The 14,682-nt window shown below is 61.3% G+C and carries 9 protein-coding genes; 2 read left to right on the top strand and 7 right to left on the bottom strand.

Translation table 11 applies throughout. The annotated features are described in order from the left end of the window. Nucleotides 1-2: 2 nt before the first annotated feature. Both QWI20_RS24805 and QWI20_RS24800 read right to left on the bottom strand, forming a co-directional pair. Nucleotides 3-2,975: a DUF748 domain-containing protein gene (locus tag QWI20_RS24805; protein WP_369307652.1), complete on the bottom strand. Its 2,973-nt coding sequence runs from the start codon at nt 2,973-2,975 to the stop codon at nt 3-5. A 111-nt stretch (nt 2,976-3,086) separates the two neighbouring features. Next, a complete protein-coding gene (locus QWI20_RS24800; protein ID WP_369307651.1) occupies nt 3,087-4,103 on the bottom strand; it encodes a class I SAM-dependent rRNA methyltransferase in 1,017 nt (338 codons plus the stop codon). Between the two features lie 763 nt (nt 4,104-4,866). On the opposite strand from QWI20_RS24800, the gene mgtA reads away from it, so the two are divergent. Beyond that, a complete protein-coding gene (gene mgtA / locus QWI20_RS24795; protein WP_369307650.1) occupies nt 4,867-7,602 on the top strand; it encodes a magnesium-translocating P-type ATPase in 2,736 nt (911 codons plus the stop codon). A 266-nt stretch (nt 7,603-7,868) separates the two neighbouring features. Here mgtA and QWI20_RS24790 read toward each other — a convergent pair whose 3' ends face one another. Both QWI20_RS24790 and QWI20_RS24785 read right to left on the bottom strand, forming a co-directional pair. Beyond that, nucleotides 7,869-9,050: an acetyl-CoA C-acetyltransferase gene (locus QWI20_RS24790; RefSeq protein WP_369307649.1), complete on the bottom strand. Its 1,182-nt coding sequence runs from the start codon at nt 9,048-9,050 to the stop codon at nt 7,869-7,871. Nucleotides 9,051-9,205: 155 nt separating this feature from the next. Next, nucleotides 9,206-10,075 (bottom strand): oxygenase MpaB family protein, encoded by an 870-nt coding sequence (locus QWI20_RS24785; protein WP_369307648.1) that lies wholly within the window; start codon nt 10,073-10,075, stop codon nt 9,206-9,208. 186 nt (nt 10,076-10,261) lie between these two features. Here QWI20_RS24785 and QWI20_RS24780 point away from each other — a divergent pair, with 186 nt between their 5' ends. Then, a complete protein-coding gene (locus QWI20_RS24780; RefSeq protein WP_369307647.1) occupies nt 10,262-10,831 on the top strand; it encodes a hypothetical protein in 570 nt (189 codons plus the stop codon). 70 nt (nt 10,832-10,901) lie between these two features. On the opposite strand, the gene pgi is transcribed toward QWI20_RS24780, so the two are convergent. The 3 genes from pgi to panB form a co-directional block, all read right to left on the bottom strand. After that, nucleotides 10,902-12,566: a glucose-6-phosphate isomerase gene (gene pgi / locus QWI20_RS24775; protein WP_192174607.1), complete on the bottom strand. Its 1,665-nt coding sequence runs from the start codon at nt 12,564-12,566 to the stop codon at nt 10,902-10,904. A 345-nt stretch (nt 12,567-12,911) separates the two neighbouring features. Then, nucleotides 12,912-13,763, bottom strand: a complete 852-nt coding sequence (gene panC / locus QWI20_RS24770) for a pantoate--beta-alanine ligase (RefSeq protein ID WP_369307646.1) — start codon at nt 13,761-13,763, stop codon at nt 12,912-12,914. Further along, entirely contained in the window at nt 13,760-14,560 is an 801-nt protein-coding gene (panB, locus tag QWI20_RS24765) for a 3-methyl-2-oxobutanoate hydroxymethyltransferase (protein ID WP_369307645.1), read from the bottom strand. Before panB ends, panC begins: the two co-directional genes overlap by 4 nt. Nucleotides 14,561-14,682 lie beyond the last annotated feature (122 nt).

Raw genomic sequence — 14,682 nt, 5'->3', positions numbered from 1 at the left:
CATTACTCGCTGTCGAGGTGCAGGGGGCTGATGACGCGACCGTCTTTTTCCGGCTGGCCGAGGGTGGTGTCGATGAAATACACCCGCTCGTCTGCCAACTGGCCCTTGTCCACCAAGTAGTCCTTGATGCTTCCGGCCCGCGCCTGACCGAGCTGACGCAACAGCAGCGCACTCGAACTCCAGGATTTGAGCACCGCCTCGCGCAGCTTGTTCTGACGCTCTTCCTTGCCTAGATTTACCCACTCGGCCGGCGGCTGCTGTTTCAGGCGCGTGCGATAGATGCCCTCAAGCATCGGCGCCTTTTCATCAGCAGGCACGGTCAGATCACTCGGCTGCGCAGGCACCTTGTCGCCACGGCGCTGGAGAATCTTGTAGTACGTGCTCTGGTATTCGCGCTCCAGGCGTTGCTGGGCAATCAGAGGCCCATCGCTCGCTTCAGCGCTGGTGCCTTCAATCTCCAGGCGCAACGCCGGACGCGCTTTCAATCCCGCCGCCAGCTTGTCCAGCGAAGCCATGGCTTCAGGGCTCAACTCATCAACCCCTGGCGCGAAGGACACCGTGCCCAGGTCTTCAGAGCCGCCACCGCCGCTGATCAATCCGCCGATGAATTTGAACGGCGCCGCCGCCGCCTTCACCACCAGATTGCGCAGCGTCTGCCAGACAATCGGCATCACGCTAAACTGCGGATTGTTGAGATCGCCCGTTACGGGCAGCTCGATGGAAATTTTCCCATCGGTATCCTTGAGCAGGGCAATCGCCAGTTTCAGCGGCAGATTCACCGCGTCCGGACTGTCCACCTTCTCGCCCAATTGCAGCTGCTCGACCACCACCTTGTTCTCGGCTTTGAGCTGGCCTTTGGTGATCAGGTAATGCAGGTCCAGATTCAACCGCCCCTTGCGAATGCGATACCCGGCGAACTTGCCGGAGTAGGGCGTCAACGTGGTCAGTTCCACGCGCTTGAAGCTGGTCGCGATGTCCAGACTCGCCATCGGGTTGAACGGGTTCAGCGCGCCCTTGATGGTCACCGGCGCATAGCGATCCACCTTGCCGTTGATGTTCACCGTCGCCGGTTTGTCCTGGCGGTTATCCAGCGTGCCGATCTTACCGTTGAGCTGCTGAACGGCCGTGGCGAAGTTCGGCGTGAGGCTGAAGTCGGCGAAGTTGGCCGACCCGTTGGTGATGTTCACTTCGCCAATGCGAATGCCCATCGGCTTTTCGCTACTGGCGGCAGCCTTGGCTTTCGGCGCGGCAGGGGGTTGATCAGCAGGCTGAGGAATCAGCAGGTCGTCGATATTGGTCGAGCGATCGTCGGCAATCATGAATCGGGCATAGGGCTGATCAATGTTGATCGTAGCGATGGTCAGGCTGTCGCCGAGCTGGAAATTCAGCCCCTCGACATTCAGCCGCTGCCACTTCACGAAATCCCGCGACTTGAGGGTGTCTAGGGTGTGCAACTGGTCGACCTGCGCCTTGCCGGTAATGCCCAGCGCCAAGGGCTCCGTGCTTTTCAGGTCGACTGCCAGATCGCTGTTGAGCATGCCGCTCCGAACTTCCAGACGAATGAATGGCGTGACGTAGGACTGCGCGACCCGCAGGTCGATATCGCGGGTGGTGACATTGAGATTGGCGCGAACCGGCGCCAGATTCACCTCGCCCTCGGCGGTCAGCTTGCCTTGCTTGCCCACGCCGGTATCGAGTTTGAGCTTGAAGGGGGACTTGTTGAGGCTGTCGAAGCCGGTCAGGTCCAGGTTCAGCGGACCGACATCAACCGCAACAGGCTCTTTCGGCACCTTGTCGGCGAGGTGAATGCGGTAGTCGCGCAGCTGCGTATCGCGCAGCAACACCTGCCACGGCTTGCTCGGCGCCGCTGGTTTTGCGCTGGCGGTGGTTTCAGTGCCGGTGGCGGTGGCGGTGGCGGTCGCGGGCTGCTGCTTTTCAGCCTCAACTTTTTTCGCCTGCGCTTTAGCAGGCTGGCTGGCGAACAGCTTCTGCCAGTCCAGCTCACCGTCCGACTCACGCGTCGCCCAGGTTTCCAGGCCGTCGCTGCGAATCTTGCCGACGGTCACCAACTGCTTGGCCAGATCGATCGACGTCTCGCTCACGCTCAGTTTTTTCAGGCGAGCCAGCGGTCTGCCGTCCGGGGCATCGATGGCGAAGGGCGCGACGCTCAAGGACGTGTTGTCCAGCAGCAGCTCGGTCTCCTTGGCCAGACTGAGTGTGTAGTGGGTGTTGAAATTGAGCACGCCGTCTTTGAGCACCAGCGGCAGGGCATCGCGAACGTAGGGCCACCAGACTTTCATCTTGCCATCGGTGACTTTGAGCGTGCCTTCCGACGCGATCGGCACCAGGCTGATGCGCCCGACCCAGTCGATCTGACCGCCTTCAGGCCCTGCGGCGACCAGGGTCATGTCGGCGTTGTCTTCCGGCAGTGTGCTGAGGTTTTTCAGCTCGAAATTCAGCGCGTCGTAGAGAAACTCGATCGGCTCGCTGGGGCGCATGTCCTGGAAATGCACGTAACCGTCGGCCAGCTTGATCTCGCCGATACGCAGCGGAAATGGCTTGCCTGGAGGTTCGTCTGGTTTTGCGGGTTCGCTGGCAGGCAGCTTGAACAGGCCAGCCAGGTTGAGCGTTCCGTCCTTGGCGAACAGCAGCTCGGTCTTGGGTTTGTCGAGTTCGACGGCCTTGAGGTGCAGGGCCTTGGTCCACAGGCTGTCGATTTGCAGGTTGGCGTAAAGCCGTGCGAAAGCGACCTGTTCCTTGCCCGGAGTGCCGACGTTCAGGCCCCAGAGGGTGACTTCAAGGCTGTAGGGATTGAGCTCAAGACGGTCGAGCCTGGCCGGCACCGTGCTGTAATTGGCCAGCTGTTGATTGATGGTTCGCAATGCAACGCCTGGCAGGATCAGAAACCCCAGCACGCTGTAAATGGCGAAGACGGCCAGCAGGGCGCCGATGGCGCGTTTCAATCCTTTGGGCATGTAGGTCGCCGACTCTCTCGATGGGAGGTCCTTGGAGTATGGCACGCCAATCTGGTTCCGAATCCAGTCGCTTCAATCCGTGTGGGAAATTTCCTCAGGCCCGTTTGAGCATCACAGCTGCAAGATCAATGTCTTGAGCGGGGGCTGTTGATCCTGTGACGGAAAGTCGGCGCCCGGGGTCAGCACCTGGCAGTCGCGCACGGGTCGGCCGATCTTGCTGGCGCAACGCAGCACTTGCTCGCGCCAATCGTCCAGGCTGACTTTCGCCAGATTGTTGCAGCAGATCAGCACGCCGTCTTCGGCGGTGGTCAGCAGCGCGGGTTTCAGCAGGCTTTGGTAATCACGCAGCAGATCCACCGTGCCGAAGGCGCTCTTGGCCCAGGCCGGCGGGTCCAGCAGGACCAGATCGTATTGGCGTTGCTCAAGGCGCACGTAACTCGGCAGCTTGTGGCCGCGACGGGAAGCGATGGGCAGCCCGGCCAATTGGCGAATGGCCGGGAAGTAATCGGACTGGACGAACTGCATGGTCGGCAGCTGCGGATTGAGCAGGCCGTTCTCGCGCCCGACCGCCAGGTTGCCCTCGGCGAAATCCAGGTTGCACACCTCGCGCGCGCCACCCGCCGCTGCACTCAGGCCAACGCCGCAGGTGTAAGCGAACAGATTGAGCACGCTCTTGCCGGCGGCATGTTGCTTGACCCAGCCGCGGGCGTTGCGCAGGTCGAGGAACAGCAATGGATCCTGCCCGGCATGACGACCGCGCACCCGGTAATTCAGGCCCCATTCATGGCCGATCAGATCGGCCAGCGCAGCGTCGTCGGCTTTATAGATCGGGTCAGTCCGGTCAACCCGCGAATTGCCCTGGGAGCGGTCGTTGTAAACCAGCATCAATTCCAGGCCCAGCCGCGCATTGACGGTGGCATGCAGCGCGAGCAGCGAATCAAGATCCAGGCTGTTGTGGAAACTCTGCACCAGCAGTTGCGGGCCGTAGCGGTCGACCGTCAGCCCGCTCGCGCCTTCCTGGCTGCCGTGGAACAGGCGATAACAGTCGGTGCCTTGGGCGTGCAGTTCCGCCAGCAGGGTTTGACGATTATCGAGGGCGACGCTGAGCGCCTGATTCAACGAAGACATGCTCGGCCTTGGGGCAGGAATGAGGGCGTGGGAGTTTATCAGCAAGGCCAATGCCGGTGTTGCCGCCCGTTCGCCAGCAAGCTTCTACGGACTTTCGCACTGCCCTCGCCGCAAACCACTGTAGGAGTGAGCTTGCTCGCGATAGCGGCGTGTCAGACGACATCCTCTTCGCAGACATAACGCCATCGCGAGCAAGCTCACTCCTACAGAAACTGAGGTGAATCAGTTCAACCTTGGGGTCTCAGATATGACGCATGTGCGAGCAAGCTCACTCCTACAAGGGGCGTCATCCCCCGGTTCCTGAACCGTTCCTGAAGACTTCTACAAAACCCCCACACCCTCCGTGCTGGCGATTTACTCTCATAAAACCCGGGCGTATGCTTCGCCCGTTTTCAACCAATGCGGAGACCCACAGTGGGTACTTGTTCGAGTGACAGACGTCAGCCGGTGATGACGACCGGCCAATCCTCGGCACGATAACGCGCAGTCTTTTCACTGCCGCTATCTCGCCGACAACGTGAGAAGCGGCAGTGCCAGCGGACTCTGATCAGAGCCCGCTCTCCTGTCCTTTCCCTGACGCCCAATCCTGCGTGATGACCGACGCCTCTATCGTTCGTCTGCGTATCGGACGCGCGCGGCTTTTGCTGCGCGGGCCAGCCTGCGGCGCCTGCCCATGAACGAGCGCGGCGCCTGAGGTCGGCCGTACCCGCTCAAGGTTCCTGTGCTCTCAGCTCCAGCAGCCTTCAGTCCAGGGGACATAACCATGAAGTACACCCTCCTGAAAGAATTCCTCGCAGACTTCGTCCGCACCCGCAAACTCGGCCGGCACTTTCGTCGGCTGGCGACGCTCGACAGCGTGACCGACGCAACCGTCAGCCGCGAAGTGCCGCCCACCCTGGCGCAAACCCTGACACGGGGTGCCAGCAGCGAGGTGCCTGAATTGCTCGCACGCCTGAGCAGCCACGCCGACGGTCTCACCGAAACCGAAGCGCAAAGCCTGCGCGAGCAACACGGCCTCAACGAAGTCGAGCACGAACAGCCGCTGCCATGGTGGGTGCACCTGTGGCACTGCTACAAAAACCCGTTCAATCTGCTGCTGACCCTGCTGGCGTTCATCTCGTGGCTGACCGAAGACATGAAAGCCGCCACGGTGATTTTCTCCATGGTCGTGCTCTCCACACTGCTGCGTTTCTGGCAGGAGGCGCGCTCCAATCAGGCCGCCGACGCGCTCAAGGCGATGGTTAGTAACACGGCGACCGTCATGCGCCGTGCTGACAGCACGTTCGACCCTGCCGATAACGCAAAGCAAAAACGAATCGAACTGCCGATCAAGCAACTGGTACCGGGCGACCTGATCGTGCTGTCTGCCGGCGACATGATCCCAGCGGACTGCCGCGTGCTGAGCGCCAAGGACCTGTTCGTCAGCCAGGCCGCGATGACCGGCGAATCCATGCCGGTGGAGAAATTCGCGCGGCGACAGGGCGTTGATACGGTCAACCCGCTGGACCTGGAAAACATCCTGTTCATGGGCACCAACGTGGTATCCGGCGCGGCGACGGGCGTCATTCTGGCCACCGGCAACAACACCTATTTCGGCGCACTGGCGCAGCGGGTCAGCGCCACTGATCGTGCGCCGACCTCGTTTCAGGCAGGCGTCAATAAAGTCAGCTGGCTGCTGATCCGCTTCATGTTCGTGATGGCGCCGCTGGTGCTGTTCATCAACGGCTTCACCAAGGGCGACTGGATGGAAGCGCTGCTGTTCGCGCTGTCCATCGCGGTCGGGCTGACCCCGGAAATGCTGCCGATGATCGTCACCTCGACGCTGGCCAAGGGCGCGGTGTTCCTGTCGCGCAAGAAAGTCATCGTCAAGCGCCTCGACGCCATCCAGAACTTCGGCGCCATGGACGTGCTGTGCACCGACAAGACCGGCACGCTGACCCAGGACAAGATTTTTCTCGCACGCCACGTTGACGTCTGGGGCGACGAGTCCGACGACGTGCTGGAAATGGCCTACCTCAACAGCTACTACCAGACCGGCCTGAAAAACCTGCTGGACGTCGCGGTGCTGGAGCACGTCGAGATTCATCGCGAGCTGCAAGTCGGCACCGCGTTCAGCAAGGTCGATGAGGTCCCGTTCGACTTCAATCGCCGGCGCATGTCGGTGGTGGTGCAACAGCAGCGCGAACCGCATCTGCTGATCTGCAAAGGCGCGCTGGAAGAAGTGCTGAGCGTGTGCAACCGCGTGCGTCATGGCGATGCCGAAGAAGCGCTGACGCCTGAATTGCTCGAGCGCATTCTGAACGTCACCGCTGCATTCAACGAAGAAGGCTTGCGCGTGGTGGCAGTGGCAGCACGTCCTATGGAGGCGGGCCGCGACACGTATGGTCTGGCTGACGAAAGCGACCTGACCCTGATCGGTTATGTGGCGTTTCTCGATCCACCGAAGGAAAGCACGGCACCGGCGCTTAAAGCGCTGGCCGAGCATGGCGTGGCGGTGAAAGTGCTGACCGGCGACAACGAGCGCGTCACCGCGAAGATCTGCCGCGAAGTCGGTCTGGAACGTCAGGGCCTGCTGCTGGGCGGTGATATCGAGCGCATGAGCGACGCTGAGCTGGCGGTCGCGGTCGAAACGACCAATGTGTTCGCCAAGCTGACGCCTTCCCACAAGGAGCGCATCGTGCGGCTGCTCAAGGCCAACGGGCACGTGGTGGGTTTCATGGGCGACGGCATCAACGACGCGCCTGCGCTGCGCACGGCCGACATCGGTATTTCCGTGGACACTGCGGTGGACATCGCCAAGGAAGCCGCCGACATCATTCTGCTGGAGAAGAGCCTGATGGTGCTGGAGGAGGGCGTGCTGGAAGGGCGCCGGACCTTCGCCAACATGCTCAAGTACATCAAGATGACGGCCAGTTCCAACTTCGGCAACGTATTCTCGGTGCTGGTCGCCAGTGCGTTTATCCCGTTTCTGCCAATGCTGCCGATGCACCTGCTGGTGCAGAACCTGCTGTACGACATCTCCCAGATCGCCATTCCGTTCGATAACGTCGATGAGGAACTGCTGAAAAAACCTCAGCGCTGGCAGCCTGCGGATGTGGGACGCTTCATGCTGTTTTTCGGGCCGATCAGCTCGATCTTTGACATCACTACGTTCGCGGTCATGTGGTACGTGTTCGGCGCCAACACGCCTGAGCATCAGACCCTGTTCCAGTCCGGCTGGTTTGTCGTGGGCCTGCTGACGCAGACACTGATCGTGCACATGATCCGCACGCCGAAAATCCCGTTCCTGCAAAGCCGCGCGGCGATGCCGTTGATGGTGATGACCGGGGTGATCATGGCCGTGGGCATCTTCCTGCCGATGGGGCCGCTGGCGCACTACTTCAAGTTGGAGGCGCTGCCACCGCTGTACTTCGCCATCCTGCCGCTGATCCTGATCGGGTACGTGGCGCTGACTCAGGCGGTGAAGGGGTTCTATGTCCGCAGGTTTGGCTGGCAGTGATGTGCATGTGACGCCGGTCCCACTGACCGAGCGCGTGCGTTTAGTGGGACTGGTTTTAGCCGGGAATGCGTCAGGCGTGACGCCGCGAAAGTGAGGGCGTTTGAGCTGGCCTCTTCCCGGCTGAAGCCGGTCCCACTGACCGAGCGCGTGCTTTTAGTGGGACTGGTTTTAGCCGGGAAAGCGTCGGGCGTCACACCGCGAAAGGGTATTCGCACCGGCTTCTTCCCGGCTGAAGCCGGTCCTACACTTCAGTTTCGGCCAGGCTTTTATGGCCGGGCCAACGCCAGCGCCACGCCTTGTCCGCCGCCAATGCACAGCGTCGCCAGGCCTTTCTTCGCGTCGCGCTTGATCATTTCGTGCAGCAGGGTCACCAGCACGCGGCAGCCCGATGCGCCGATCGGGTGGCCGATGGCGATGGCGCCGCCGTTGACGTTGACCTTGTCCATGTCCCAGCCCAGTTCCTTGCCAACCGACAAGGATTGCGCAGCGAAGGCTTCGTTGGCTTCGATCAGATCCAGCTCCTCCAGCGACCAACCCGCCTTGTCCAGGCAGCGGCGAGTTGCGCTCACCGGGCCGATGCCCATGATCGCCGGGTCAACACCCGCGTTCGCGTAAGCCGCAATCCGCGCCAGCACCGGCAAGCCCAGTTCTTCCGCTTTGCGGGCGCTCATCAGAATGACCGCCGCCGCACCGTCGTTCAGCGATGACGCATTACCTGCCGTGACCGAGCCGTCCTTTTTGAACGCCGGCTTGAGCTTGCCCAGGGATTCAGCGGTGGTGCCCGCGCGTGGCTGCTCGTCGATGGCGAAGGACAGCGGATCGCCTTTGCGCTGAGGAATCAGGACCGGGGTGATTTCATCCACGAAGCGCCCGGCCTCGATGGCCGCCGCAGCTTTCTGTTGCGACGCAGCCGCAAACGCATCCTGCGCCTCACGGCTGATGTCGTATTTCTCGGCCAGGTTCTCGGCAGTGATGCCCATGTGGTAATCGTTGAAAGCGTCCCACAGACCGTCGCTGATCATCGTGTCGACCATCGTCGCGTGGCCCATGCGCAGACCGGTTCGCGCGCCCGGCATCACATAGTTCGACAGGCTCATGTTTTCCTGGCCTCCGGCGATGATCACCTCCGCATCACCGCAACGAATCGCCTGGGTCCCCAGATGCAGCGCCTTGAGGCCCGAGCCGCAGACCTTGTTCAGCGTCATGGCCGGCACTGTGAACGGCAAACCCGCCTTGATCGCAGCCTGACGTGCTGGATTCTGCCCGGCGCCCGCCGTCAGCACCTGGCCCATGATCACCTCATCGACCTGCCCACCGTCCAGACCGGTCTGCGCGAGCAGTTGACGGATAACGGTAGCGCCGAGATCCACTGCCGGAATATTCGCCAGCGAGCCCTGGAAACTGCCCACCGCGGTGCGGGTAGCGGCAACGATTACGACGTCTTGCATGGTGCGAATCCTCAGTGGTGTGCGACGCGGCGCCGGCCCGGGCATGAAAAAGGTGAAGAAAACAGGACGGGCAGCCGGATCAAGGGAGAGCATGGTTGCATGAATGACGATGATAATTTAAGCCCTTTGTCGCCCGGATTTCGCTGCTACGGCGATCAAACCACCCCCATCCTCCGTTTCGCCCGATGAACCGACGCGTTGCGCACTGCCCAACGCAGCACGGGCGCGGTGCGGTTGATGCCAGCGCGGATCATCGTGCGTGCAAGCGCGCCATGATGAATGCCCAACATCTCGCTGGCCCAGTCAGGCAGCAACTCAGTGCCCGCCTGCATCATCAGGTTGCCCATGGGTTTGGCGAGCCGGCTTGGCGCAGGGGCGTTGCGCAAGACATGCAGCACTTCCAGCGTGCGTTCGTCGCACAGCAGTTGCGAGCCCATCTTGCGAACGTATGCGTCGACCTCTTGTACTGAATGCGGCACCCCGCGCGCGCCCAGCCGCTCGGCGACCATGGCCGTCTCGGCGTAGTACCTGTCCTGATCTTCCCGCGACATGTCTGGATTCAGATAGCGCAAATGCGCTGCGAGGAAACTGCTGACTTCTGCCACATGCACCCAGGTCAGCAGCTCCGGATCGTTGGCGTGGTAGACGCTGCCGTCCGGGGTGGTACCGCTGATCTTCGAGTGAATCCCGCGCACTTTGTCGATCAGCCAGTTGGCGTCATGGGTCGAACCGAAGGTCGTGCCTGAGATGAACTGCCCGGTTCGCCGCAGCCGACCAAGCATGTCCTCGCGGAAATTGGAGTGATCCCAGACCCCGGCCAGCACCCGCGGATGGAGCATTTGCAGCATCAACGCGCAGATCCCGCCGATCAGCATGCTCGGAAAATCCCCGTGCACACGCCAGCACACGGCCTGCGGCCCATATAAGCCGGGGTCGCCCTTTGGGTTTTCCATGTCCAGCTGGCCCAGCGCCAGGCCGGTCATGCTCATGACCTGGGTTTCGATGCGCGTACGTATGAATTCCATGGAGATCCGTGAAAGTGTGAAAGGGCGCGGAGGTGGCGGTGACTAGGCAGGCTGTCTCCTTCGGAAATATATGACAGAAAGTGTCTCGAATTCCCACTCAAGTTCCGGACGCGGCTGATGTCTGGCACGCGTGAATGCAGTGACAATCGCCGGCCATTCCCGCGGTCATGCTTCAGGAGCCCACTTTTGTCGAACGATAACCATGGCAATCAAAGCGGCGACCACAGCCTGAACGTCGGCGTCGGCGACTTTCGTGGCGCCAACGTGAACATCAGTCACAACGAACGCCCCACCTTCACACCCGAGCAACTGCACATCGAGCGCCACCCGGCGTTTGGCGGGCGCAGCCTCGACAGCCACAACGTCTCTGTCTTTGGGTATATCACGGGAATCGCCAGCCTGATCGGGCTGTACTTCACCCTGTTCCAGCCGCCATTGGGCGGGCAGAGCTCGTGGTCAACGTTGTTCATGTTTTCATTCATCGTTGGGGTCATGGCCGTCGGGATGTCGGCCCTGCTTCGGCGACATAAATTCGAGCATTTCTTCGGCTCCCGGCACTATCTGGAGATCAGCAAGGCGGGGCGTCTGAGGGTGAATCGTCTGACTGCGCAATGCCCCTGGTGCGGGTCGTTGATGCACCTGCGGCGCGTCGGCCCGAAGGAAGGGCGGCGTGACGATCAGTTGCTCTGCGTGCGCAATCCGGCGCAGCACACCGTTCAACTCGATCCGACGGTGCTTCCCGACATAGAAGACTGAGACACGCAGATGCACGAAACCCGCTGCCTCTTGCGAGAGAGCGGGTTTCGAGGTGTTACAGGACGGCAGATCAGCCGCGGTGACGACCGCGGAAGTAGTTGATCAGGCCCTGGGTCGACGCGTCTTCAGCGACAGTTTCGTCGGTGCCGACAAGACGGCTGTAAACGCCTTTGCCCAGCTCCTTGCCCAGTTCAACGCCCCATTGGTCGAAGGCATTCGTGCCCCAGACCACGCTTTGCACGAACACTTTATGCTCGTACATCGCGACCAGTGCGCCCAGACGGCGAGGGCTGATGCGCTCGACGACAATGGTGTTGCTCGGACGGTTGCCCGGAATGACCTTGTGCGGCGCGACACGCTGCACTTCGTCTTCCGGTACGCCCTTGGCGCGCAGTTCGGCTTCCGCTTCGGGGCGGGTTTTACCCTGCATCAAGGCCTGACTCTGGGACAGGCAGTTGGCGTACAGCCACTGGTGGTGGTCGGACACCGGGTTGAAGCTGACGATTGGCACGATGAAGTCGGCCGGGATCATCTGGGTGCCCTGGTGCAGCAACTGATGGTATGCATGCTGGCCGTTCGCGCCAACGCCACCCCAGATGACCGGACCCGTGTCGGTTTTGACTGGCACGCCGTCCTGGCGAACGCTCTTGCCGTTGGATTCCATGTCCAGCTGTTGCAAGTGCTTGGTGATGTTGCGCAGGTAATGGTCGTACGGCAGGATCGCGTGGCTTTGCGCGCCCCAGAAATTTCCGTACCAGATACCCAGCAAGCCCAGCAGGACCGGCATGTTCTCTTCGAACTCGGCGTTCTGGAAGTGCTGATCCATGGTGTAGGCGCCGGACAACAGCTCCTTGAAGTTGGACATGCCGATCGCCAGCGCAATAGGCAGGCCGATGGCCGACCACAGCGAGTAACGGCCGCCGACCCAGTCCCACATCGGGAAGATGTTTTCTTCACGAATGCCAAACGCAACTGCCGCAGCATTGTTGCTCGACACCGCGATGAAGTGACGATACAGCTCGGCTTCGGACCCGCCTTGGGCGAGGTACCAGGCGCGGGCAGCGGTGGCGTTCTTCAGGGTTTCGAGGGTGGTGAAGGTCTTGGACGAAACGATGAACAACGTGGTTTCGGCGCGCAGCTTCTGGGTCAGCTCGTGCAGCTCGGTGCCGTCGATGTTCGCCAGATAATGGCAGCGAACTCCTTTCTGCGCGTAGGACAGCAGCGCTTCGGACACCAGCTCAGGGCCCAGAAACGAGCCGCCGATGCCGATATTGACCACATCGGTGATCGGCTTTTCGGTGTAGCCGCGCCACAGGCCGTCGTGGATGCGCCCGACCAGATCCGTGATCTGGTTCAGCACCTTGTGCACTTCCGGCATCACGTTAACGCCGTTGACCAGCAGCTTGTCGCCCACCGGGCGACGCAGCGCGGTATGCAGCGCAGGGCGACCTTCCGAAGCGTTAACCAATTCGCCGTCGTACTGCGCCTTGATGGCGTCTTTCAGGCCGACTTCATTGGCCAGATTGACCAGCAACTGACGGGTCTCGGCGGTGATCAGGTTCTTCGAGTAGTCGAGAAACAGACCGGCACTGCTGAGCGTAAATTCGTCGAAACGCTTGGGGTCTGCGTTGAATGCTTCGCGCATGCTGAAATTTTGCATCGCTTGGCGGTGATCTTTGAGCGCCTGCCAGGCGGGCAGGGTGGTGACGTCATGAGGAGTGCGGTAGTACGCCATCGCTGCGGGTTTCCTTGTACTTGAACTGCCTTTTGGACACTGAAAAGCAGGATTGGACATGAATTCGTGGATGCATAAGAGACTAGTCCCCGGCAACGCCGATGTCTGCGCCTTGCTTTACCTTTGCTCGGTACTTTTTCTCACGGAGTAGAGTTGCTGGTCTGACACGAACTGTATCGGTATGGCATTGCGGGTGTGGCTAAGTTCATCGCCAGCGCCCTGCAAAGGCCGAAGCCTGCGCTTCACACTCGGTTTCGCGCAGTGAGCATAGGCGCAGATGGTCATCCGATCACGTGACTTTTGCTTTACACGTGACCGGATGCGTTCTTCAGCCGGGCGGGCAGGTTATTCCTTGATCAGATGCAGGTTGTCGATCAGGCGCGTCTTGCCCATAAACGCCGCGCCCAGCACCACCAGATCATGATCATCCGGGCTCGCAGGACGCAGGCTGACTGCATTGCGAATTTCCAGGTAATCAGGACGGAAGCCCGCGGCTTCGAGGGCTTTGACGCCATCGCCGACCAACTGCTGATGATCCTGTTCGCCATTCTGCAATGCCGTGCCGATCTGTTTGATCACCCGGTACAACGCAGGCGCTGCAGCGCGCTGGTCTTCAGTCAGGTAGCCATTGCGCGACGACAGGGCCAGGTCATCGGCGGCACGCACGGTGGGTTCGCCGATGATTTGAATGGGCATGTTCAGGTCACGCACCAGCGCATTGACGACGGCCAGTTGCTGGAAATCCTTCTGACCAAAAATTGCGATGTCCGGCTGCACCATGTTGAACAGCTTGCTGACCACCGTCGAAACGCCGTCAAAGTGACCGGGACGGCTGCCGCCACACAGGCCTTCGGACACCACCGGCACCCGCACGATGGTCTGATCAGCCATGCCATGGGGGTACATTTCTTCGACCGTCGGCGTGAACAACAGGTGGCAACCGGCCTGGAGCAACTGCTCCTGATCGGCGGCGAGGGTGCGCGGGTACGACGCAAGGTCTTCGTTGGGACCGAACTGAAGCGGGTTGACGAAGATGCTGGCGATCACGAAATCAGCCCGTTGAACGGCTTTGGTGACTAGCGCGATGTGGCCGCTGTGCAGGTTGCCCATGGTGGGCACCAGGGCGATGCGCTTGCCTTCGCTGCGTGCGCGGGCAACGACGGCGCGCAACTCGCGAACGGTTTTAACTGTGTTCATGCCGAGAATCCGTGTTCTGGGGCGGGGAAGCTGACGTCCTTGACCGCGCTGACGTAAGCGGCGATCGCTGACTGAATGTCCGGCTGACCGGCCATGAAGTTCTTCACGAACTTGGGAACACGGCCGGTGATCGACAGCCCGAGCATATCGTGAAGCACCAGCACCTGACCGTCTGTGGCGCTGCCGGCGCCAATCCCGATCACCGGAATTTTCACGGCGTGGGTGATTTCCTGGGCCAGTCCGCTCGGCACGCATTCCAGCAGAATCATCGCGGCGCCGGCCTGCTCAAGGGTAATCGCGTCGGCCCGCATTTGCCGCGCCTGCGACTCCAGACGACCCTGCACTTTATAGCCGCCCAGCACGTTGACCGCCTGGGGCGTCAGGCCCATGTGCGCGCACACTGGAACGCCGCGCTCGGCCAGCAGCCGGATCGAGTCGGCAAGCCATGCCGCGCCTTCAATCTTGACCATGTGCGCACCCGCTTGCATCAGCGTGGCGCTGTTGGCGAAGGTCTGCTCGGGGCTGGCGTAGGACATGAACGGCAGATCCACCAGAATCAGCGCGCCCTGGTTGCCGCGTTTGACGCCGGCCACGTGGTACGCCATTTCAGCGGTGGTGACGGGCAGCGTGCTGTCGTGGCCCTGAAGGACCATGCCCAGCGAGTCGCCGACCAGCAGCACTTCCACGCCGGCCTGGCTGGCGGTGTGGGCAAAAGTCGCGTCGTAGCAGGTCAGCATGGTGATTTTTTCACCTTTCTGCTTCAGAGCCAGCAGGGACGTAACGGTGATATCGGGCATGGAAAGTCCTCATTCAGGCGCTGTGAATACTGCGGCGAGCAACGCGTGATTCATCTTGGGAGGCAGGCACATCGTCGTTTCGCGATGTTTGCAACGGCCTGATCCGCGCCTTGTGGCCGGTC

Origin of the sequence: Pseudomonas sp. W2-17 (genome assembly GCF_041060445.1) — a bacterium.
Classification (GTDB): Bacteria; Pseudomonadota; Gammaproteobacteria; order Pseudomonadales; family Pseudomonadaceae; genus Aquipseudomonas.
This window is presented reverse-complemented; position numbering and strand designations above follow the sequence as displayed.